Genomic DNA, 21,758 nt, shown 5'->3' on the forward strand with positions numbered 1-21,758 from the left:
AAGCGTACCGGGGCCCACCGACGGCACCGTAGCGCAGCTTATTTCTCGAAGCGGTACCCCATGCCGGGCTCGGTGATGAAGTGCTCGGGGTGCGACGGGTCCGTCTCCAGCTTCCTGCGCAGCTGGGCCATGTACACGCGCAGGTAGTTGGTCTCGGTCCCGTACGACGGCCCCCACACCTCCTGCAGCAACTGCTTCTGGCCGACCAGGCGCCCGGTGTTGCGGACCAGCACCTCCAGCAGGTGCCACTCGGTCGGGGTGAGCCGGACGTCCTTGCCGGCGCGGTTGACCTTCTTGGCGGCCAGGTCGACGGTGAAGCCCTCGGTCTCGACGGTCGTCAGGTCGTCCTCGCCGGGCCCGACCGGTTCGGCCCGGCGTACGGCGGCCCGCAGCCTGGCCAGCAGTTCGTCCATGCCGAAGGGCTTGGTGACGTAGTCGTCGGCGCCCGCGTCCAACGCCTCGACCTTCTCGTCGGAGGAGTGCCGGGCGGACAAAACCAGGATGGGCACGCGGGTCCAGCCGCGCAGGCCCTTGATCACCTCAACGCCGTCCATGTCGGGCAGACCCAGGTCGAGCACGACCGCGTCGGGGTGCCGGGAGGCGGCGAGTTCGAGGGCCGAACGGCCGTCGGGGGCCGCGTCCACCTCGTACTTGCGCGCCTTGAGGTTGATCACGAGGGCGCGCACGATCTGCGGCTCGTCGTCGACCACGAGCACCCGGGTCGTCATAGGGTCTGCCTTTCTGGTTTTGCGAGGTCCTCCCCCGTGGGGGTTTCTGCGAGGTCGACGCCCGCCTCCGGGGGCTCCGGGCCCGGTCCCGCGGCCCGCAGGGTCAGGACCATGGTGAGCCCCCCGCCCGGTGTGTCCTCGGCGTCGAGGGTGCCGCCCATGGCCTCCGCGAAGCCCCGGGCGACCGCGAGACCGAGCCCGACCCCGGCGCCCCGCGGGGCGTCGCCGTACCGCTGGAAGGGCTCGAAGATACGGTCCTTGGCCTCGTCCGGCACGCCCGGCCCGCGGTCCACCACCCGCACCTCCACCCGGTCGGCCATGGCGCTCGCGGAGACCAGCACGGGCCGCCCGCGCGGGCTGTACTTGACGGCGTTCTCGACCAGGTTGGCCACGGACCGCTCCAGCAGCCCGGGGTCGACCTCGACCATCGGCAGGGTCTCGGGCACGTCCAGCTCGACGCTGTCCTCGGGTACGCCGCCCAGGGCCATCGGGACCACTTCGTCCACGTCGATCTCGCGGATCAGCGGGGTGACCGTACCGGTCTGCAGGCGGGACATGTCGAGGAGGTTGCCGACGAGGTGGTCGAGCCGGTCGGCACCCTCCTCGATGCCCTGCAGCAGCTCCGCCTGGTCCTCCTCGGACCAGGCCACGTCGTCGGAGCGCAGACTCGTCACCGCCGCCTTGATGCCGGCCAGGGGCGTGCGCAGGTCGTGGCTGACGGCGGCCAGCAGGGCGGTGCGGATGCGGTTGCCCTCGGCGAGGGTGCGGGCCCGGTCGGCCTCCTCCTGCAGCCGCCGGCGGTCCAGGACGACGGCGGCCTGCGCGGCGAACGCGGCGAGCACCCGCCGGTCCTCGGCGGGCAGCACCCGGCCGGTGAGCGCGAGCGCCATGTGGTCGCCGACGGGCATGTCGACGTCGGCGTCCTCGGGCCGCTCCAGCGACCGCCCGAATCCGGCCCGCCCGGCACAGGTCCACGGCTCGACGTCGCTCGCCCGTTCCAGCAGCGCGGCCGACTCCATCGCGAAGGTCTCCCGGACCCGCTCCAGCAGCTCCTCCAGGCTGGTCTCGCCGCGCAGCACGTTCCCGGCGAGGAAGGAGAGGATCTCCGACTCGGCGCGCAGCCGGGCGGCCTGGTGGGTGCGCCGGGCCGCGAGGTCCACCACCGAGGCGACCGACATGCCGACGCCGAAGAAGATCGCGATGGCGACGATGTTCTTGGGATCGGCGATGGTCAGCCGGTGCAGCGGCGGCGTGTAGAAGTAGTTCAGCAGCAGCGAGCCGAAGGCCGCCGAGGCCAGCGCGGGCAGCAGGCCGCCGAGCAGGGCCGCCGCGACGGTGACGGCGAGGAAGAGCAGCATGTCGTTGGCGAGGCCGAGCTCGATCGTGTTCAGCAGCACCGCGAGGACCGCTGGGCCCCCCAGACCCACCGCCCAGCCCCAGATGATCCGGGCCCGCCCGAGCCGTGCGCCCCGGGCCACGGGCAGTCCGCGGCCCTTGGCGACCTCCTCGTGCGTGACGATGTGGACGTCGAGGTCGGGGCCGGAGTCCCGGGCGACCGTGGCGCCGACGCCGGGCCCGAAGACGTACTGCCAGACCTTGCGGCGCGAGGAGCCCAGCACGATCTGGGTGGCGTTGACACCGCGCGCGAAGGCCAGCAGGGCGGCCGGTATGTCGTCACCGACGACGTGGTGGAAGGTGCCGCCCAGATCCTCCACGAGGGTGCGCTGGACGGCCAGCTCCTTCGGGGAGGCCGCGGTCAGACCGTCGCTGCGCGCTATGTAGACGGCGAGCACCTCACCGCCGGCGCCCTTCTCGGCGAGCCGCGCGGCCCGGCGGATCAGGGTGCGCCCCTCGGGGCCGCCGGTCAGCCCGACCAGGATCCGCTCGCGCGAACCCCAGATCCTGGAGACCCGGTGTTCGCTGCGGTACTCGTTCAGGTACTCGTCGACCCGGTCGGCCACCCACAGCAGTGCCAGCTCGCGCAGGGCGGTGAGGTTGCCGGGGCGGAAGTAGTTGGACAGGGCCGCGTCGACCTTGTCGGGCTGGTAGATGTTGCCGTGGGCCATGCGGCGGCGCAGGGCCTGCGGGGACATGTCGACCAGCTCGATCTGGTCGGCGCGTCGTACGACCTCGTCCGGGACGGTCTCGCGCTGCCGCACCCCGGTGATCGACTCCACGACGTCGCCGAGTGACTCCAGGTGCTGGATGTTGACGGTGGAGACGACGTCGATGCCGGCGGCGAGCAGCTCCTCCACGTCCTGCCAGCGCTTGGCGTTGCGGGAGCCGGGGACGTTGGTGTGGGCGAGTTCGTCGACCAGGGCGACGCCGGGCGCCCGGTGCAGCACGGCGTCGACGTCCATCTCGCCGAAGGCGGTGTCCCGGTACTCCAGCTGTCTGCGCGGCACCTGTTCCAGGCCGTGCAGCATCACCTCGGTGCGCGGCCGGGCGTGGTGCTCGACGAAGGCCACGACACAGTCGGTGCCCCGCTCCACGCGGCGATGCGCCTCGGAGAGCATGGCGTAGGTCTTGCCCACACCCGGTGCCGCGCCGAGGTAGATCCGAAGCTTGCCGCGTGCCATGGCTCCATTGTCTTCCGGTGACTGCTGCCTACGCAGCGTCGACCTTACGGCCAACAATCACGGCAAACGGGACAGGGGGGTGGGCAGGGGGCAACTTTGACGCAACCCTGATGACCACCCCGCCCACGGCGGTTCCGTGCTCGACGATCTCGCCGTCGCGCAGTTCCAGCACCCGTTCGACCAGGTCCGGCAGGGTCGCGTCGTGGGTGGCGACCAGCGCCGTGGTCTGCTCACCGCGGACGACGGCCCGCAGCGGTTCCATGACGGCGTGCCCGGTCTCCGCGCCGAGCCGGCCGGTCGGTTCGTCGGCGACGAGCAGGGCCGGACGGTTGGCGAGGGCACGGGCGATGGCGACCCGCTGCTGCTGACCGCCGGACAGCTCGCCGGGCCGCTGGGCCACGTGCCCGGCCAGCCCGACGAGGGGCAGCAGCAGGCCGCGGCCGTGCGCCCGTACGCCTTGTGCACGTCCTCGACCCGCATCATGGTGTCGATGGCCACCTGACCGCCCATACCGCCTCCCCTGTGGACCGGGCGCCGGTACGGCGCCCCGCAAGGGGCGCGGGGAACCGCGCGAGCAACCACAACGGACCGGCACCCGGCGACAGAGGACTCCCCCGGCGCCACGCAGCAAAAAGGCGGGCCGCACCCTGAAGGCACGGCCCGTACACCCCTGCTGAACCCAGCGGAGCGCCTAGCGGACTTCCGTGATCTCCGGTCCCCGCTGGAGCTGGCCCATGCCGCCGGAGAAGCGCGAACCCTCCTCCTGCTGCACCCCCTCGGGGACCATCTGCGCGTCGTTGGGCAGCTTCAGGACGATCGGGTCGCGAGGTGCCATCGGCCCCTCACCGCGCACCACGACGGTGTCCCGGAAGATCTGCTCCAGCAGCCCCGCGGCCTGCGGCTGCACCGCGCCCTGCCCGGAGATCACACCGCGCAGGAACCACCGCGGACCGTCCACGCCGACGAACCGCACGACCTGGAAACCACCCGTGCCGTCCGGCAGCTGCACCGGCACCTGCGCCCGCAGCTCCCACCCCAGCGGACCCTCGACCTCGTCGACGATGCCACCCTGCTGGGTGATGCCGCCCGCGATCTCCTCGCGGACCTCACCCCAGATGCCCTCGCGCTTGGGCGCGGCGAAGGCCTGGAGCTGGATGGCGCTGTCGCGCAGCACGACGGTCGCGGCGACGATCGCGTCACCGGCTACCTCGACCCGCAGCTCCATGCCGTCCACGCCCGGGATGAACAGCCCTCCGAGATCCACGCGGCCCTCACCCGGGTCGCGCACCTCGTCGCTGTCCCACGGCCCGTCGGGCCGCGGCCCAGGCTCCAGCCGGACGCGCTCGCGCTCTGCACCTGCTTCCTCGTCCGCCTCGGTGTCGACGTTGTCGACGACCTGCTCGGCCTCGCCGGCCGCGTCCTCGGCGGCACCCTTCTTGTTGCGACGTCCGAACACGTCACTGTCCTTCCCGGTCGGATACGACCGAAGCGTATCGATTCCCACCCGTCAGGCCGCTCACGGCGGCCTGACCGCTTGCGCCGCTCTCGTCGCCCACCGCGGCATGGCCACCGGTGGACCCGAAGCCCCCTTCGGCCCGCGCCGAGTCGGGAAGATCCGCGACCTCCTGGAAGCGGACCCTCTCGACCTGCTGGACGACCAGTTGGGCAATCCGGTCGAAGCGCTCGAACCGCACGCTCTCGCGCGGATCGAGATTCACCACGATCACCTTGATCTCCCCACGGTACCCGGCATCAACCGTCCCCGGGGCATTCACGAGGGCGACACCGCAGCGGGCGGCGAGGCCGGAGCGCGCATGCACGAAGGCCGCGTACCCGTCGGGCAGGGCGATCGACACCCCCGTGGGCAGCACGGCCCGCTCCCCCGGCCCCAGCTCGCACGGCTCGGTGGTGCGCAGATCGGCACCGGCGTCGCCCGGGTGCTCGTAAGCCGGAAGCGGTACGTCCGGATCGATGCGCCGCAGCAGCACGTTCAGGGGATCGCGGCTCACGGGTTCACCTCGAAGGCGCGGGCGCGCCGGACCTGGTCGGGATCGCTCATGGCGGCCTGGATCTCCTCCTCACGGCCGTGGTCGATGAAGTGGTCGACCTTGACCTCGATGAAGAGGGCGTCGGCGCGGACGGCGACGGGCCCGTCGGGGCCGCCGATGCGTCCGGTGGCGGTGGAGTAGATCTTCCGTCCGGCGACGGCGGTGACCTCGGCCTCCAGGTACAGCGTGGTGCCCACCGGGACCGGCCGTGCGAAGTCGGTCTCCAGCCGGCCGGTGACGGCGATGGTCCGCAGCAGCCAGTTCAGCGAGCCGAGGGTCTCGTCCAGGGCCGCGGCCAGCACTCCGCCGTGGGCGAGGCCCGGGGCGCCCTGGTGGGCGGGCTGGACGGTGAACTCGGCGGTCAGCGAGACACCGTCGCCGGCGCGGGCCTCCAGGTGCAGGCCGTGCGGCTGCCCGGGGCCGCACCCGAAACAGTGTTCGTAGTGGGCACCGAGGAGTTCCCCGGGCGCGGGCGCGTCGGGGTGCCGTACCGGTTTCACCGCGTCGGCGGGGGGCTGAAGGCTTGCGGAACTACCACTCACAGCCGCAGACCTTACCCGCCCGCCCATCACCCCCCACCGCCCTGCCCGACAGCGCTTCGCGCGGGCCGCCCCGACTCCGGAGGTCCGCCGATCCCGTGCCAAGCTTGGCTCCATGCAGCTCTCCGCCACCCCCTACGAAGAACGCCTCACCGCCCCCCGCTCGTGGTGGCTGATCAGCTTTCTCGTGGGTGTCTCGTTCGCCTTGATCCTGCTCCCGTTCGGCACCCTGCCGCTGCTCGGCGGCCTGGTCGGCGGTACGGCGGCCACGGCGGTGGTGGCCAGTGCGTACGGCTCCCCCCGCATCCGTGTGGTGGGTGACTCGCTGATCGCGGGCGAGGCGAAGATCCCGGTGTCGGCGCTGGGCGAGTCTCAGGTGCTGGACGCGGAGGAGGCCCGCGCCTGGCGGACGTACAAGGCCGACACACGCGCCTTCCTGCTGCTGCGCGCCTACATCCCGACGGCCCTGCGCGTGGAGGTCACGGACCCGGAGGACCCGACGCCGTACCTGTACCTGTCGACGCGGGAGCCGGAGCGGCTGGCGGCGGCGATCGAGGCGGCGCGGCCGGCCGACGCCTAGATCTCTTCGGGGAGATCGCGCAGGTTCAGCGGCTCCGCCGGCTTCTCCAGCGGGGGAAGCTCCGGCAGTTCCTCCCACGGGACCTGGATCCTGCGCAGGTCGGCCCGGATGCGGGTGGCGAGCCTTCTGGTGTCCCTGCGGTTCAGGACCGCCCCGACCGCGGCGCCCACCATGAACGGCATGAGGTTGGGCAGGTCACGGACCATCCGCTTCATGATCTGCTGGCGCAGTTCGCGCTTCATGCGCCCGCCGAGGGCCGTGTCGTACGTCGACGGCTTCATGACGTCGATCCCGCGCTCCTCCGACCAGGAGGACAGATACGCGGTACTGCGGGCCTTGAGGTTCCCGGGCGGCCGTACCCCGTAGACCTCGTGCAGTTCGGCGATGAGCTTCAGCTCGATCGCGGCGACCCCGGTGATCTCCGCGGCCAGTTCGGCCGGCATGGCCGGCGGCACCGGCAGCATCGCAGCCGCTCCGATCCCGGCCCCGATCGTCGAGGTGCCGGCCGCCGCGCCCGCCACGAGTTTGTCGGCGAGTTCTTCGGGCCCCAGGTCCGGGAACTGCCGGCACAGGGTCGCGAGGTCGCGTACGGGGATACGCGGGGCGATCTCGATGATGCGGTCCGCGAGGTGCGCCAGGCCCGCGCGAGCGCGGCTGCCGCCTCTACGGACCCCTTCCCAGGCCATCTCCCGGGCTTTGTCGCGCATCACCGCAGCCCGTCGCCTGGCGACGGGCGCGGGCTGCCACACCGGCGCCGGGTGGTCTGCCCGGTCGGTCGCCGGTTCGAGCGGGGCCACCGCTCCAGGTGAGCCCCGCTCGTCGTCACGCGCGCCGTGCGGGCCGTCGGACGGCCCTTCGTCCGCTTTCCCGGGGGAGAAGCGGCGCTTCCGCGGAGGGGTCGAGCCGGTCACGGCCGACCCGACCTCAGTCGCAGTCGCGGCAGATCGGCTGGCCGTTCTTCTCACGGGCCAGCTGGCTGCGGTGATGCACCAGGAAGCAGCTCATGCAGGTGAATTCGTCCTGCTGCTTCGGCAGCACACGGACGGCCAGCTCCTCGTTCGAGAGGTCGGCGCCGGGCAGTTCGAGGCCTTCGGCGGCCTCGAACTCGTCGACGTCCACCGACGAGGTGGACTTGTCATTCCGCCGGGCCTTCAGCTCTTCAAGGCTGTCCGAGTCGACGTCGTCGTCGGTCTTGCGTGGAGTGTCGTAATCGGTTGCCATATCGCTCTCCCCCTCTGGGTGTCTGCGGTGTCTCCAGCGCACGTAACGCGTGAGAGGCCGGACTTGTGCCCGACCTGAGGCGGAGATTTTGCCTCACATCAAGGTCTGTTACTCAATCGACACCCGACCCGACCCCTCAAGAGTGATCGGCTTGGATGGCGGTGAGGACCGTACACGGTTCGAATGCCGCACCTCAAAGGCGCCTCACCGTGTACTTCCCGTGATCAAGAGCCCTGAAAACCAGGACTTTCCCGGCTTTCCGTCATCTGTCATGATCACGGAACGTACATGGCTGGAAATCCACCCATGTGATTGATCGCACAATGTGAACCCCGCCCGACGTCCTGAAAATTCCGCGCAAAGCGAACATCCTCCGCGTGTGTCGGTTGCGGATCACAACGGCAGGGTGACTCTCATCACCAGACCGCCGCCCTCGCGGGGCTCCGCCACGATGTGGCCGCCGTGCGCCCGCGCCACCGACCGGACGATGGACAGGCCGAGGCCGACGCCCTTGTCGCTGCCCGTGCGCTCCGTGCGGAGCCGCCTGAAGGGCTCGAAGAGGTTGTCGATCTCATAGGCCGGCACCACCGGTCCGGTGTTCGTGACGGTCAGCACCGCCTGTCCGTGCTGGACCTCGGTGTTCACCTCGACCCAAGCGTCCTCGGTCACGTTGTACCGCACGGCGTTCTGCACCAGGTTCAGCGCGATCCGCTCCAGCAGCACGCCGTTGCCCTGCACCACGGCGGGCTTGCGCTCACCGCGGATCTTCACACCCTTGGCGTCGGCCTCGCCGTGCACCTGGTCGATGGCCTGGGTGGCGACCTCGGCCAGGTCGACGGGCTTCCGCTCGACGATCTGGTTGTCGCTGCGGGCGAGCAGCAGCAGACCCTCGACCAGCTGTTCGCTGCGCTCGTTGGTCGCCAGCAGCGTCTTGCCGAGCTGCTGCAGCTCCACCGGGGCGTTCGGGTCCGACAGATGGACCTCGAGCAGCGTTCTGTTGATCGCGAGCGGGGTGCGCAGCTCGTGCGAGGCGTTGCCGACGAAGCGCTGCTGGGCGGTGAAGGCCCGTTGCAGCCGCTCCAGCATGTCGTCGAAGGTGTCCGCCAGCTCCTTCAGCTCGTCGTCCGGGCCGTCCAGCTCGATCCGGCGGGACAGGTCGGATCCGGCCACCTGGCGGGCGGTGCGGGTGATCCGGCCGAGCGGGGACAGCACGCGGCCGGCCATCGCGTAACCGAACGCGAACGCGATCACGGCGAGGCCGAGGAGGGCCAGCAGCGAGCGGCTGAGCAGGTCGTCCAGGGCCGTCTGGCGCTGCTGGTCCACGCAGTGGGCGATCGCGTCGTTGAAGTCGGACAGCGGCAGCGGGCTGGAATTGATCGCGGTGATCGCGGGGCAGTTGTCGCTGGAGACCCGGATCTGCGAACCGCTGACGATCTTGAACAGGGGCTGGTTGCCGGTGCTGATCGCCTGCGCGGCCAGCAGATAGATGATCGACAGCAGCAGGATGCCGGCGATCAGGAACATGCCGCCGTACAGCAGCGTGAGCCGTATCCGGATGGTCGGGCGCAGCCACGGGAAGGGGGGCTGTGGTCTCCTGGGGTCCCAGGTGGGCTTCGGTGGGGCCTGGGGCGGCGCGGGGGTGGCGGCCATGGCGGATCAGATCCGGTAGCCGGAGCCGGGGACGGTGACGATCACCGGCGGCTCGCCCAGCTTGCGGCGCAGGGTCATCACGGTCACGCGCACGACGTTGGTGAACGGGTCGGTGTTCTCGTCCCAGGCCTTCTCCAGCAGCTGCTCGGCCGAGACGACCGCGCCCTCGCTGCGCATGAGCACCTCGAGCACCGCGAACTCCTTGGGCGCGAGCTGGATCTCCTTGCCCTCGCGGAAGACCTCGCGACGGTTGGGGTCGAGCTTGATGCCGGCGCGCTCCAGGACCGGCGGCAGGGGCACGCTCGTACGGCGGCCGAGGGCGCGCACGCGCGCGATCAGCTCACTGAACGCGAACGGCTTGGGCAGATAGTCGTCGGCGCCGATCTCCAGGCCCTCGACCCGGTCGCTGACGTCGCCGGAGGCGGTGAGCATGAGCACGCGCGTGGGCATGCCCAGCTCCACGATCTTGCGGCAGACGTCGTCGCCGTGCACGAGCGGGAGGTCGCGGTCGAGGACGACCACGTCGTAGTCGTTGACGCCGATGCGCTCCAGGGCGGCCGCACCGTCGTACACGACGTCGACGGCCATGGCCTCCCGGCGCAGTCCGGTGGCCACCGCATCGGCGAGCAGCTGCTCGTCCTCGACGACGAGTACGCGCACGTCGAAAGTCCTTCCTCTGTCCGCCCGCGGAGTGCGCCGTGGGCGCGTGCGGGCAGGGGTCTTCGTGGGGTGTGACCTCCATCCTGCCCTTTTCGGCCGTAAGTCGGCTGTAAGGCGGGTTGCGGACCGCACAGACCGGGGCCGGGGCGGGAATACGAGATTTTCTCCTCCGGTTGAGGTTTCCGGGCAGGGGAGCAGGGGGAGGACGGCTTTACACCCCGCGATCACGCTCTGCATGTGCCGCAGCACCATGCGGTACTTCGCGATCCGCTTCCGCAGAGTGGGCGCGGGTGTCCGGCACCGTCGCCGCCCGGCAGGGCAGCGCTGGGCACCTGCGAGAGACGTGATCGTCCTTTTCCCAACAGGCACACCCCCGTGCCACCGACCCACGACCCAGGACGAGGGGGCGCAGCATGGACGCTTTCACCGCAGGACTTCTGCAGCGCATAAGGGCGACCGAGTCCGACCTGTCGCGGGCTCGTGACGAGGGTGACGACTTCCTCGTCGAAGTGGAGCAGGCAGAGCTCGACGACCTGCGACGCCTCGCCGCCGAACACGGTGTGGAGGTCGGCGCGTCACGCGTCTGATCGGCCCGAAAGCGCAAGAAGGGACCCCGGTGAATCCAGCGCCGGGGTCCCTTTGCGTCCGCCGGGCTCCCTTCTCCCGCCGCGGCGCTCGGCCGGGACGGCGGTGCCGGGGTCCCCCACGCCCTCAAGGCCGTGGGGGAGGTGCCGAACCCGGCGCACCCCCGGACTCAGTCATGCCACGCGCCGAACTCCTCCAGCAGCCCCTGCAACGGCTCGAACACCCCCGGCGACCCGGCAACGGTCAGGTCCCGTGACGGACGCTCCCCTGGCCGCCCACCGACCAGCGCCCCCGCCTCCCGGGCGATCAGGTCACCCGCCGCGAAGTCCCACGCGTTGAGCCCCCGCTCGTAGTACCCGTCAAGCCGGCCGCAGGCCACATCGCACAGGTCGACCGCCGCCGAGCCGCTGCGCCGGATGTCCCGCAGCAGCGGGACGAGCCGTCCGGCGACCTCGGCCTGATGCGCGCGTACCTCGGTGACGTAGTTGAAGCCGGTGGAGACCAGCGCCTGCTCCAGCGGGGGTGCGGGACGGCACGCGAGCGCCTGCTCGCCCTCCCACGCGCCGGTGGCCCACGCACCGCCGCCGCGCACGGCGTGGTACGTCTCGCCGCGCATCGGGGCCGCGACGACCCCGGCGACCGTCTCGCCGTCCTGCTCGGCCGCGATGGACACCGCCCAGGTCGGCAGCCCGTACAGGTAGTTCACCGTCCCGTCGAGGGGGTCGATCACCCAGCGGATGCCGCTGGTGCCCGGGGCGGAGGCACCCTCCTCCCCGAGGAAGCCGTCGTCGGGCCGCCGGCCGGAGATCAGATCGGTGATCAGCTTCTCCGCGGCGATGTCCATCTCGGTGACGACGTCGATCGGGCTGGACTTGGTCTTCGCCACGGCGAGGTCGGCCGGGCGGCCGTCCCGCAGGAGCTCTCCGGCCCGGCGGGCGGCCTCCCGGGCCAGCTCCAGCAGTTCCCGGTGCAGGGCGTCGGTCACGGGGCTCCTCACGCGTAGGGGCTGTCGGCACCGGCGGCGGCCGGACGGGGCGTACGGGACGGGCAGCAGCCGACCGGGCAGATGTCGTGGCTCGCGCCGAGGGCCCCCAGGGCGCAGGGCGTGACCTGCCGGCCACGCTCGACGGCGGCGCGCTCGGTGATCAGTTCGCGGACGGCGGCGGCGAACCTGGGGTCGGCGCCCACGGTGGCCGAGCGGCGCACCTCGAGACCCAGCTCCTCGGCCTTGGCCCTGGCCTCGGTGTCGAGGTCGTAGAGGACCTCCATGTGGTCGGAGACGAAGCCGATGGGCGCCATGACGACGGCCGGGACACCCGCAGCGTGCCGCTCCTCCAGGTGGTCGCAGATGTCCGGCTCCAGCCACGGGATGTGCGGGGCGCCGGACCGGGACTGGTAGACCAGCCGCCAGGGGTGGTCCACGCCCGTGCGCTCGCGGACGGCGTCGGCGATCAGCTGGGCCACGTCCAGGTGCTGCTCGACGTACGCGCCGCCCTCACCGTGGGCCTCGACGGGCCCGGAGGTGTCGGCGGCGGCGGTCGGGATGGAGTGCGTGGTGAAGGCGATGTGGGCGCCCGCGCGGGCGTCCTCGGGGAGGTCGGCGAGGGAGCGCAGCACGCCGTCGACCATGGGCTCGACGAAGCCGGGGTGGTTGAAGTAGTGCCGCAGCTTGTCGATCCTCGGCAGCTGACGACCCTCGGCCTCCAGCGTGGCCAGTGCGTCGGCGAGGTTCTCGCGGTACTGGCGGCAGCCCGAGTAGGAGGCGTAGGCGCTGGTGGCCAGGACCAGGATGCGGCGGCGGCCGTCGGCGGCCATCTCGCGCAGGGTGTCCGTGAGATACGGCGCCCAGTTGCGGTTGCCCCAGTAGACCGGCAGGTCCAGGCCGTGCTCGGCGAAGTCCTTGCGCAGGGCGTCCAGCAGGGCGCGGTTCTGGTCGTTGATGGGGCTGACCCCGCCGAACAGGAAGTAGTGCTGCCCGACTTCCTTCAGGCGTTCCTTCGGGATGCCGCGCCCGCGCGTGACGTTCTCCAGGAACGGGACCACGTCGTCCGGGCCTTCGGGGCCGCCGAAGGAGAGCAGGAGCAGGGCGTCGTACGGGGTGGCATCGAGCGCGTCTGGCATGTCTCGATCCTGCCACCCGGTACTGACAGCCGGGCAACAGTGGGGTGACGAGTCGGGTTCCAGTCGGTTTATGCCGGTTTTTCCCCGAGGGAAACGAGGTGCAATTAGGGTCCCCTAACTCGTAGCCTGTACCGGCCGCATTCGCGCCTTGCCGAGCCGCTTCGGAGACCACGTGCCCAGCCCCTACAGAGCCCTGTTCGCCGAGCCCGGCACCAGGGCCTTCTCCGCCGCGGGACTCCTCGGCCGGATGCCGCTGTCGATGATGGGCATCGGTGTGGTCACGATGGTCTCCCAGCTGACCGGGCGGTACGGACTCGCGGGCGCGCTGTCGGCCACCATGGCGCTGTCCGCCGCGGCGATCGGCCCGCAGATCTCCCGGCTGGTCGACCAGCACGGGCAGCGCCGGGTGCTGCGCCCGGCCACCCTGGTGGCCCTCTCGGCGGCGGCCGGACTGCTGCTCGCCGCGCACCTGCGGTGGCCGGACTGGGTGCTGTTCGTGTGCGCGACCGGGATCGGCTCGGTGCCGAGCCTGGGCGCGATGATCCGGTCCCGCTGGGCGGCGCTGTACCGGGGCACGCCGAAGCTGCACACCGCCTACTCGTTCGAGTCGGTCGTCGACGACGTCTGCTTCGTCTTCGGCCCGATCATCTCCATCGGGCTGTCCACCGCCTGGTTCCCGGAGGCCGGGCCGCTGCTCGCCGCCTGCTTCCTGGCCGCCGGCGTCTTCTGGCTCACCGCCCAGCGCGCCACCGAGCCGGAGCCTCACCCGCGCGAGAAGCACGACGGTGTCACGGCCCTGCGCTCGGCCGGGCTCCAGGTGCTGGTGGCGACCTTCATGGCGACCGGCGCGATCTTCGGGTCGGTGGACGTGGTCACCGTCGCCTTCGCCGACGAGCGCGGCCACAAGGGCGCCGCGAGCGTGGTCCTCGCGCTGTACGCGGCCGGTTCCTGTGCGGCCGGCGTGGTCTTCGGGCTGCTGCGGTTCACCGGGGCGCCGGAACGTCGCTGGCTCCTGGGCGTGGCGGCGATGGCCGTGAGTATGATCCCCCTCCTACTGGTCGGAAACCTGCCGCTTCTGGCCGTGGCGCTGTTCGTTGCGGGGCTGTCCATCGCACCGACGATGATCACGACGATGTCCCTCATAGAAGAGCACGTACCTCGCGCACAGCTCACCGAGGGCATGACCTGGGTGAGCACCGGCCTCGCCGTCGGTGTCGCGCTCGGCTCCTCCGCGGCCGGCTGGGTGATCGACACCGCCGGGGCACGGGCCGGGTACGGGGTCCCGGCCGTGTCCGGGGCCGTCGCGGTCGCGGTCGGTTTCCTGGGGTACCGCCGGCTGCGCAGGCCGGCCGCGGGTCGGGGAGGCACCGTTGAGCAGCACAGCGAGCGGGAAGAACGGCACCTGGCGTAACTGGGGCGGGAACGTCTCGGCCCGGCCCGCCCGGCAGGTCGCGCCGGCGTCGGTGGACGAGCTGGCCGCGGCGGTGCGCCGGGCGGCCGAGGACGGCCTGAAGGTGAAGGCGGTCGGAACCGGCCACTCCTTCACGTCGATCGCGGCCACCGACGGTGTGTTGGTCCGCCCTCACCTGCTGACCGGGATACGCGCCGTTGACCGCTCGTCCATGACGGTCACGGTGGAGGCCGGCACCCCGCTCAGGAGACTCAACGCGGCACTGGCGCGCGAGGGCCTGTCGCTGACCAACATGGGCGACATCATGGAGCAGACCGTCTCCGGGGCCACCAGCACCGGCACGCACGGCACCGGCCGCGAGTCCGGCTCCGTCTCCGCCCAGATCAAGGGCCTCGAACTCGTCACGGCCGACGGCTCGGTGCTCACCTGTTCCGAGAAGCAGAACCCCGAGGTCTTCGCCGCCGCCCGCATAGGCCTCGGCGCCCTCGGCATCGTCACCGCGATCACCTTCGCCGTGGAGCCGCTGTTCCTGCTCACCGCGCGCGAGGAGCCGATGCCGTTCGAGCGGGTTCTCGCCGAGTTCGATCAGCTGTGGGCCGAGAACGAGCACTTCGAGTTCTACTGGTTCCCGCACACCGGCAACACCAACACCAAGCGGAACAACCGCAGCGCCGGCCCCGAGCAGCCCGTGGGGCAGCTGGCCGGCTGGTTCGAGGACGAGTTCCTCTCCAACGGCGTCTTCCAGGTGGCCCAGTGGGTCGGCCGCGCCGCCCCCGCGACCGTCCCGGCCATCGCCCGGATCTCCAGCAAGGCCCTGTCCGCGCGGACGTACACGGACATTCCCTACAAGGTCTTCACCTCGCCGCGCCGGGTGCGCTTCGTGGAGATGGAGTACGCCGTCCCGCGCGCGGCCCTGGCGGAGACGCTGCGCGAGCTGCGGACCATGGTCGACCGCTCGGGCCTGCGCGTCAGCTTCCCCGTGGAGGTGCGCACCGCACCGGCCGACGACATCACCCTGTCCACCGCGTCCGGCCGGGACAGCGCCTATGTCGCCGTCCACATGTTCCGGGGCACGCCGTACCGGGCCTACTTCACCGCCGCCGAGCGGATCCTCACCGCGCACGAGGGCCGGCCGCACTGGGGCAAAGTGCACACGCGGGACGCCGAGTACTTCGCGCGCGTCTACCCGCGCTTCGCGGAGTTCACTGCGCTGAGGGACCGCCTCGACCCGGAACGGCTGTTCCAGAACGACTACTTGCGGAGGGTTCTGGGGTCGTAGACACGGCCCTTCACCCGCGAAACCAATAGTTCCGTTTCTGCTGATTACGTGAAGTTCGCCACGTTCATGATCGGCAAAACCGGTTGCCAGGCGCCAAGTCGCAAGCCTTGCCAGAAGTTGGGCGGCGCGCCCATCCACGCACATGGTCCAAATGGAGTACTGTTGCGAGCCCTGGGTCCGGTCTCCCACCAGGGTGTCCGCGGCCTTGCAGGACCGCCGGGATGGGGGGCTAGTTGCACAGGGTGACAGACTTGGTCACTTAGCGTTGCGAACAGGTAACCGTGCCATAACGGCGATCCAGGGTCCGTGCCCGACACGCCGGGCAACTCGGCAAGGTTGTGGCAGGCTGCACCCGGGCAGGCCACACTCGACTAGCGGAAGCAGCGACGCACGTGACGTCGGCAGGCACCACCCGGGAGGTCCCCATGCCCGAACTGCGTGTCGTGGCCGTCTCGAATGACGGCACACGGCTGGTGCTCAAGGCTGCCGACTCTACGGAGTACACGCTTCCGATCGACGAACGGCTCCGCGCCGCCGTGCGCGGCGACCGGCCCCGTCTCGGTCAGATCGAGATCGAGGTCGAGAGCCATCTGCGCCCGCGTGACATCCAGGCGCGTATACGCGCCGGGGCCACCGCGGAAGAGGTCGCCCAGCTCGCCGGCATCCCCGTCGACCGGGTACGGCGGTTCGAGGGCCCGGTGCTGGCCGAGCGCGCCTTCATGGCCGAGCGCGCCCGCAAGACCCCGGTCCGCCGTCCCGGCGAGAACTCCGGCCCGCTGCTCGGCGAGGCCGTGCAGGAGCGACTGCTGCTGCGCGGCGCCGAGAAGGACACCGTGCAGTGGGACTCCTGGCGCCGCGACGACGGCACCTGGGAAGTGCTGCTCGTCTACCGGGTCGCGGGCGAACCGCACTCGGCGAGCTGGACGTACGACCCGCCCCGGCGGCTCGTCCAGGCCGTGGACGACGAGGCGCGCTCGCTCATCGGCGAGTCCGAGGACCTCGCCGTGCCCGAGCCGAGCTTCCCGTTCGTCCCGCGCATCGCCCGGCTGCCGCGCGAGCGTTCGATGGACCGCGCGCTCGACCGGAGCGACCGGGAGCGGCCCAGCCTGCCCGCGCAGCCGTCCGAGCCCACCGAGGACAGCACGGGCGAACGCGACTCGCTGACCAGCCTGCTGGAGGCCGTGCCGAGCTTCCGGGGCGACCTGGTGGTTCCCGAGCGCCCGGCGGAGACGCCGGAGGAACCGGCCGGCGAACCGGCCGCCGAGGAACCGCCGGCTCCCGCCGCCTCGGCCGGCTCGGCCTACGCGGACGTCCTCATGCCCCGCTCCGTCGGCAGCCACCGCGACCGGCTCATCGGCGCGACCGACCGGCAGGCCGAGGCCGACGGCGTCCGCCCCGGCCGCCGTGCCGCCGTCCCGAGCTGGGACGAGATCGTGTTCGGCACGCGGCGCAAGAAGCAGGAGTAAGCAGGCCGTAAGGGAAAGGCGGGGGCACGCGTGCGTGCCCCCGCCTTTCCGGCTGCCGCTACTGCGGATCCGCCCCCACGGCCACCGGCCGGGACGGGTCGGAGGACCACTCCGACCACGAACCGACGTACAGGGCCGCCGGAATACCGGCCACGGCGAGGGCGAGGACCTCGTGGGCACCGGAGACGCCCGAACCGCAGTACACACCCACCTCGGTGTCCGCGGAGACGCCGAGCGCCTTGAAGCGGTCCCGCAGCTCCGCCGCGGGCAGGAACCGGCCGTCGGGGCCCACGTTCTCCGTCGTGGGCGCCGACACCGCGCCCGGGATGTGCCCGCCGACCCGGTCGACCGGCTCCACCTCCCCGCGGTACCGCTCCCCCGCGCGCGCGTCCACCAGCACGCCCGCACGGGCCAGGGCCGCGGCCCCGTCCGCGTCCAGCAGCCCCGTGGCGGCCGGCTCCGGCCGGAAGTCGCCCTCGGTCACCTCCGGCACCCGTGTGGACAGTTCGCCGTCCCAGGCCGCCAAACCACCGTCGAGGACCCGCACGTCCGGGTGACCCGTCCAGCGCAGCAACCACCAGGCGCGCGCCGCCGCCCACCCCTGCCCGCCGTCGTACACGACGACGGGGCGGGTGGCCGACACGCCCGCACGGCGCATCGCGGCACCGAACGCCGCGAGGTCCGGCAGCGGATGCCTGCCGTGTTTCCCGGGCACTCCGGCCAGTTCGCGGTCCAGGTCGACGAAGACCGCGCCGGGGAGGTGACCGGCCGCGTACTCGGCCCGCCCGTCGAAGGCCGGCGCGCCCGCCGCCTTGGCCAGGCTCAGCTGCCAGCGCACGTCCAGCAGCAGCGGCGGGCGGTCCCCGGCCAGTTCGTGTGCGAGATCGGATGCGGTGATGATGGCTGTCATGGCGTCCATCCATACGCCAGGGGTGGCCGCGGCGTCCAGGTCCGGCTACTCTGCTCGGCCGGACACGCTCGATCACCAGGCGTACGGGATCGGGCACGGGCTGTACAGCCGACGGACACCCGCCGGCCATCGTCAGGAAGCGGCGAAAGGCGATAGATCGGGCATCCTCCCGGAGGTATCGCCGGGCGGCTGCGCGGTATCGCACGCGGCGCCGTGGAGGATGCGGGCACCGGCACGGGCGTTACCCGCCGCCGGCGTGGACACCCCTTCCGGGGAGCGGAAGCGACACGGCCACCGCGAGGGGCCGGGGAGAGAGTGATCGATGACCGAGGCACGGGAGCCGGCCGGTCCGCACGCGCGGCGCGCGCCCGGCACGCCCTGCTGGGTGAGCCTGATGGCGCACGGGCTGGCCGCCACCGAGGAGTTCTACCGTGAGCTGTTCGGCTGGGAGTTCCGGCCGGGCCCGCAGCAGCTCGGCCCGTATGTGCGGGCGCTGCTGGACGGGCAGGAGGTGGCGGGCATGGGCCAGCTGCCCCCGGACCGCCGGCTGCCGATCGCCTGGACGCCGTACCTCGCCTCGGACGACGTGGACCACACGGCCGACACGGTACGGGAGTGCGGCGGCACGGTGGCGGTCGGACCGCTGGACGCGGCCGAGGCCGGGCGGATGGCCATCGCCGCGGACCCCTCCGGGGCGGTGTTCGGCATCTGGCAGGGCTCCGCGTATCTCGGCACCGCGATCACCGGTGTGCCCGGGACGCCCGCGTGGAACGAGCTGGTGACCTTCGAGACCGAGAGCGTCGCCAAGTTCTACGCGACCGTGTTCGGGTACGAGCAGGTGCCGGTGGTGTCCGCCGACTTCGACTACGTGACCCTCCACCTCGCCGGCCGCCCGGTGGCCGGACTGCACGGCGTGGGCCACGCCCTGCCCCGCGATCGCGGACCCCACTGGCAGACGTACTTCGAGGTCGCCGACACGGACGCGACGACGCGTCAGGTCGCGGACCTGGGCGGCCGGGTCGTCCGGCCGTCGCACGACAGCCCGCACGGCCGGGTGGCTACGGTGGCGGACCCGGAGGGCGCGGAGTTCTCGGTGGTCCAGAACCCGCACTGAGGGAAACGACGGCGCCCCCGGACCGACGGCACCGCAGCCCCGTGGCGCGGGGCCGCACCGGCATGCGGCTCCGCCGCGATGGGGGTCCCGGGTTCGAGGGCGGCCGAGAACCAGCCGGGAACTCGGGGAGCGACCCGCCCACCACGCAACCGCAGCCGGCTTCGGCCCGCCCAGGGGGCACAGCCCGGGGCGGGCGGAGGCGGGGGCAGGCGGAGGCGGGGGAGGGAGAGCGCCGGACCGCCTAGGAACATGCCTGAGCGGGCTCCAGACAGGCTCAGGACGTGCCGGAGACGAACCGGGCCGGGCTCTCGGGACGCGCCAGGCCGGCCGGGCGCATCACGCGCCGGTACGGGCCTGGCGGGGCTCGGGGTGGTCGGGAGGGGTCAGGACGGGGAGACGGGGAGGACGTCCGGGGAGAGGGCCACCGCGCGGGCCGTCGCGGCGGTCATCCGGCGGCGGTGGTGACGGCGGCACAGCACCTCGTAGCCCATCTCGCCCGCCGCCTGGTTGACGTCGCCGACGACCACCTGGGCGCCTTCCACGACCATCTCCCCGTCTATCGTGCGGGCGTTGTGCGTGGCGCGGGCGCCGCACCAGCACAGCGCCTCCACCTGGAGCACCTCGATGCGGTCGGCCAGCTCCACCAGCCGCTGCGAGCCGGGGAAGAGCTTGGAGCGGAAGTCGGTGGTGATACCGAAGGCGTACACGTCCAGGCCGAGATCGTCCACCACGCGCGCGAGCTGGTCGATCTGCTCGGGCGCGAGGAACTGCGCCTCGTCCGCGATCACGTAGTCGGCCCGGCGGCCCTGCGAGAGGTGTTCCACGAGAGAGGCGTACAGGTCCTGGTCGTCGGCGACCTCCACCGCGTCGGTGACCAGGCCGAGCCGCGAGGACAGCTTGCCCGCGCCCGCGCGGTCGTCCCGGGTGAAGATCATGCCGACGAGGCCACGCGCGGAGCGGTTGTGCTCGATCTGCAGAGCCAGCGTCGACTTCCCGCAGTCCATCGTTCCGGAGAAGAACACCAGCTCGGGCATGAGGAGTTGAGCACCTTTCGGCGAGTGGTCACACGAGTAGTCACAGGGGAAGCGTCAGGAGCGTACTTCGAGCAGCGGGACCAGCTGCTCGGCGGGCGTCATCGAACCGTGGTTGCCGACCAGCGCCGACTCCTTCGGCTCCCGCTCGGACGCGATGATCAGGACGTCGTCGTGCGCGGCCGCCACCACGTCCCCGAGCCGTGGGTACACCCGCTCGTCGATGTGCGGCCCGAACCAGCCCGCCGCGATCGCCTCGTCCCGCGAGGCCACCCAGAACTGCTCGCCGAGCACCTCGCGCCAGACGGTCAGTACGTCGTTCTCGGCGCCCGGCACCGCGTACACGTGCCGCGCCCGGCCCTCGCCGCCCAGCAGGGCGACCCCGGCGCGCAGCTCCCAGTCCGTGTCGAAGTCGAGGCGGTGCTCGTCGTCGAACGGAATGTCGACCATGCCGTGGTCGGCGGTGACGTAGAGCGCGCTGTGCGGCGGCAGCTGCTCGGCGAGGCGCTGGGCGAGCCGGTCGACGTACATCAGCTGGCCGCGCCAGGTGTCGGAGGCGACCCCGTAGCGGTGTCCCGCGCCGTCCAGCTCGGAGTAGTACGTGTAGACCAGCGAGCGGTCCCCTGCGGCCAGTTGCCGGGCCGCGAGGTCCATGCGTTCCTCGCCGCTCAGCCGGCCGTGGAAGCCGCCGCCGCTGAGCGCGATCCTGGTGAGCGGGGTGTGCTCGAAGGCGGGCGAGGTCACCTGCGCGGCGTGCACCCCGGCTTGCTCGGCCAGCTGGAAGACGGTGGGGTACGGCTGCCAGGCGCGCGGATCGGTGTACGGCTGCCAGCGGAGCTGGTTCATCAGCTCACCGGTGGCCGGGTTGCGGACCGTGTAGCCGGGCAGGCCGTGGGCACCGGGCGGCAGGCCCGTGCCGACGGAGGCGAGGGAGACCGCGGTGGTCGCCGGGTAGCCGGCGGTGAGCGGGCGGCCGGTGCCTCCCCGCGAGGTGCCGAGCAGTGAGGTCAGGAAGGGCGCCTCGTCCCGGTGGGCCAGCAGCTGCTCCCAGCCGAGCCCGTCGATCAGGAAGACGCAGACGCGGTCGGCTCCGGTCAGTTCCGGGATCGTCGCGGTCATGCCGGGGACGCCCATTCCGGCGGCCAGGGTGGGCAGCAGATCGGCGAGGGAGCCGGTGCCGTACTCGGGCAGCGGCGCGGTGTCCAGGGCGAGGGGTTCCGGGTGGTCCCAGGCGGAGAGCTGGGACATCAGCGGGTGATGTCCGCGGTCGCCTCCGAGATGGCCTGGGCGAAGGCGAGCGCCTGGCGCACCGTCTCCGGGCCGTCCCCGGCCTCGCTGACGCGCAGGCTGAGGTCGTCCGCCGTGGAGCTGCCCGTGTAGCCGTGGTCGGCGTCGCAGTTCGGGTCGCCGCAGGCGGCCGGCTCCAGGTCGATACGGCTGACCGCGCCCCAGCCGATGGTCAGCACGACCTCCCGGGGCAGCGTGCCCGGCGCGTACTGCTCCGGGTTCGCGACCACGCGGCTGACCACGACCGAGGAGATCCGGCCGAGCTTCACGGACTCGGTGGAGGTGGTGGCGTACGGCGTCGGGGAGGTGCTGTCGGCGGCCTGCTCGTCGGTGTGGCTGACGATGAAGCGGTTGCCGGTGAGGACCAGCACCGTGACATGCCGGCGGACCTCGTTCTGGTCGAACGTCGTCTCCTGGTGGACCAGGTACGACCGGACGGGCTCGCCGCCCACAGCGGCCTCCACCGCATCGGCCACGAGGGCCGGGTAGTAGCCGCTGCGCTCGATCGCCGCGCGCAGCCCCTGGGTCGTCGTACTGGTCTTGGCCATG

The 21,758-nt window shown here is 72.0% G+C and carries 21 protein-coding genes and 1 pseudogene; 6 read left to right on the forward strand and 16 right to left on the reverse strand.

Annotated elements, in window-relative coordinates; genetic code table 11:
- Positions 1-38: 38 nt before the first annotated feature.
- The 6 genes and pseudogenes from ACZ7GZ_RS16450 to ACZ7GZ_RS16475 form a co-directional block, all read right to left on the reverse strand.
- Positions 39-728 carry a response regulator gene (locus tag ACZ7GZ_RS16450; RefSeq protein ID WP_471024666.1) on the reverse strand — a complete coding sequence of 230 codons (690 nt, stop codon included), beginning with the start codon at positions 726-728 and terminating at the stop codon, positions 39-41.
- Positions 725-3,307: an ATP-binding protein gene (locus ACZ7GZ_RS16455; protein WP_471024667.1), complete on the reverse strand. Its 2,583-nt coding sequence runs from the start codon at positions 3,305-3,307 to the stop codon at positions 725-727. Before ACZ7GZ_RS16455 ends, ACZ7GZ_RS16450 begins: the two co-directional genes overlap by 4 nt.
- A gap of 28 nt (positions 3,308-3,335) precedes the next feature.
- Positions 3,336-3,740: pseudogene (locus ACZ7GZ_RS16460) on the reverse strand (ATP-binding cassette domain-containing protein); the annotation flags it as partial.
- 258 nt (positions 3,741-3,998) lie between these two features.
- Positions 3,999-4,763 (reverse strand): DUF3710 domain-containing protein, encoded by a 765-nt coding sequence (locus ACZ7GZ_RS16465; RefSeq protein WP_471024668.1) that lies wholly within the window; start codon positions 4,761-4,763, stop codon positions 3,999-4,001.
- A gap of 1 nt (position 4,764) precedes the next feature.
- Positions 4,765-5,316 (reverse strand): dUTP diphosphatase, encoded by a 552-nt coding sequence (dut, locus tag ACZ7GZ_RS16470; protein ID WP_471024669.1) that lies wholly within the window; start codon positions 5,314-5,316, stop codon positions 4,765-4,767.
- On the reverse strand, positions 5,313-5,897 hold the full coding sequence (locus ACZ7GZ_RS16475) for a PaaI family thioesterase (RefSeq protein WP_471024670.1): 585 nt from the start codon (positions 5,895-5,897) through the stop codon (positions 5,313-5,315). The genes dut and ACZ7GZ_RS16475 overlap by 4 nt, the downstream gene beginning before the upstream one ends.
- Positions 5,898-6,009: 112 nt before the next feature.
- On the opposite strand from ACZ7GZ_RS16475, the gene ACZ7GZ_RS16480 reads away from it, so the two are divergent.
- The gene (locus ACZ7GZ_RS16480) at positions 6,010-6,474 is read left to right on the forward strand and encodes a DUF3093 domain-containing protein (RefSeq protein WP_471024671.1); all 465 of its coding nucleotides are present in this window, start codon (positions 6,010-6,012) and stop codon (positions 6,472-6,474) included.
- Here the strand turns inward: ACZ7GZ_RS16480 and ACZ7GZ_RS16485 are convergent.
- The 4 genes from ACZ7GZ_RS16485 to ACZ7GZ_RS16500 form a co-directional block, all read right to left on the reverse strand.
- On the reverse strand, positions 6,471-7,385 hold the full coding sequence (locus tag ACZ7GZ_RS16485; protein ID WP_471024672.1) for a hypothetical protein: 915 nt from the start codon (positions 7,383-7,385) through the stop codon (positions 6,471-6,473). The two genes, ACZ7GZ_RS16480 and ACZ7GZ_RS16485, sit on opposite strands and share 4 nt — an antisense overlap.
- A 13-nt stretch (positions 7,386-7,398) precedes the next feature.
- On the reverse strand, positions 7,399-7,695 hold the full coding sequence (locus ACZ7GZ_RS16490; protein WP_003997302.1) for a DUF4193 domain-containing protein: 297 nt from the start codon (positions 7,693-7,695) through the stop codon (positions 7,399-7,401).
- 393 nt (positions 7,696-8,088) lie between these two features.
- Positions 8,089-9,345, reverse strand: coding sequence for a sensor histidine kinase (locus ACZ7GZ_RS16495; RefSeq protein ID WP_471024673.1), 1,257 nt, complete (start codon positions 9,343-9,345; stop codon positions 8,089-8,091).
- Between the two features lie 6 nt (positions 9,346-9,351).
- Positions 9,352-10,005, reverse strand: a complete 654-nt coding sequence (locus ACZ7GZ_RS16500; RefSeq protein ID WP_023546086.1) for a response regulator transcription factor — start codon at positions 10,003-10,005, stop codon at positions 9,352-9,354.
- Between the two features lie 413 nt (positions 10,006-10,418).
- Here ACZ7GZ_RS16500 and ACZ7GZ_RS16505 point away from each other — a divergent pair, with 413 nt between their 5' ends.
- Positions 10,419-10,592 carry a hypothetical protein gene (locus ACZ7GZ_RS16505; protein WP_023546087.1) on the forward strand — a complete coding sequence of 58 codons (174 nt, stop codon included), beginning with the start codon at positions 10,419-10,421 and terminating at the stop codon, positions 10,590-10,592.
- A 167-nt stretch (positions 10,593-10,759) separates the two neighbouring features.
- Here ACZ7GZ_RS16505 and ACZ7GZ_RS16510 read toward each other — a convergent pair whose 3' ends face one another.
- Both ACZ7GZ_RS16510 and ACZ7GZ_RS16515 read right to left on the reverse strand, forming a co-directional pair.
- Complete coding sequence (locus ACZ7GZ_RS16510) at positions 10,760-11,575, reverse strand: inositol monophosphatase family protein (RefSeq protein ID WP_471024674.1); 816 nt, start codon at positions 11,573-11,575, stop codon at positions 10,760-10,762.
- A gap of 8 nt (positions 11,576-11,583) precedes the next feature.
- Positions 11,584-12,711: a ferrochelatase gene (locus ACZ7GZ_RS16515; RefSeq protein WP_471024675.1), complete on the reverse strand. Its 1,128-nt coding sequence runs from the start codon at positions 12,709-12,711 to the stop codon at positions 11,584-11,586.
- A 172-nt stretch (positions 12,712-12,883) separates the two neighbouring features.
- On the opposite strand from ACZ7GZ_RS16515, the gene ACZ7GZ_RS16520 reads away from it, so the two are divergent.
- From ACZ7GZ_RS16520 to sepH, 3 genes are all read left to right on the forward strand, one after another.
- A complete protein-coding gene (locus ACZ7GZ_RS16520) occupies positions 12,884-14,122 on the forward strand; it encodes an MFS transporter (RefSeq protein WP_471024676.1) in 1,239 nt (412 codons plus the stop codon).
- Positions 14,082-15,401 carry a D-arabinono-1,4-lactone oxidase gene (locus tag ACZ7GZ_RS16525; RefSeq protein WP_471024678.1) on the forward strand — a complete coding sequence of 440 codons (1,320 nt, stop codon included), beginning with the start codon at positions 14,082-14,084 and terminating at the stop codon, positions 15,399-15,401. The genes ACZ7GZ_RS16520 and ACZ7GZ_RS16525 overlap by 41 nt, the downstream gene beginning before the upstream one ends.
- A gap of 425 nt (positions 15,402-15,826) precedes the next feature.
- Complete coding sequence (sepH, locus tag ACZ7GZ_RS16530; protein ID WP_471024680.1) at positions 15,827-16,867, forward strand: septation protein SepH; 1,041 nt, start codon at positions 15,827-15,829, stop codon at positions 16,865-16,867.
- Positions 16,868-16,925: 58 nt separating this feature from the next.
- Here the strand turns inward: sepH and ACZ7GZ_RS16535 are convergent, their stop codons facing one another.
- A complete protein-coding gene (locus tag ACZ7GZ_RS16535) occupies positions 16,926-17,777 on the reverse strand; it encodes a sulfurtransferase (protein WP_471024682.1) in 852 nt (283 codons plus the stop codon).
- Between the two features lie 322 nt (positions 17,778-18,099).
- Between ACZ7GZ_RS16535 and ACZ7GZ_RS16540 the strand changes: the two genes are divergently transcribed.
- Positions 18,100-18,891 (forward strand): VOC family protein, encoded by a 792-nt coding sequence (locus ACZ7GZ_RS16540; protein ID WP_471024683.1) that lies wholly within the window; start codon positions 18,100-18,102, stop codon positions 18,889-18,891.
- Between the two features lie 383 nt (positions 18,892-19,274).
- Here ACZ7GZ_RS16540 and ACZ7GZ_RS16545 read toward each other — a convergent pair whose 3' ends face one another.
- Genes ACZ7GZ_RS16545 through ACZ7GZ_RS16555 form a run of 3 tightly spaced genes read right to left on the reverse strand, consistent with a single transcriptional unit; the run spans position 19,275 to position 21,757 of the window.
- Entirely contained in the window at positions 19,275-19,925 is a 651-nt protein-coding gene (locus tag ACZ7GZ_RS16545; protein WP_471024684.1) for a thymidine kinase, read from the reverse strand.
- Between the two features lie 54 nt (positions 19,926-19,979).
- Complete coding sequence (locus ACZ7GZ_RS16550) at positions 19,980-21,170, reverse strand: alkaline phosphatase family protein (protein ID WP_471024685.1); 1,191 nt, start codon at positions 21,168-21,170, stop codon at positions 19,980-19,982.
- Positions 21,170-21,757, reverse strand: a complete 588-nt coding sequence (locus ACZ7GZ_RS16555; protein ID WP_471024687.1) for a DUF5998 family protein — start codon at positions 21,755-21,757, stop codon at positions 21,170-21,172. Before ACZ7GZ_RS16555 ends, ACZ7GZ_RS16550 begins: the two co-directional genes overlap by 1 nt.
- Position 21,758: the final 1 nt, after the last annotated feature.

Source organism: Streptomyces sp. NPDC037288 (genome assembly GCF_055603265.1).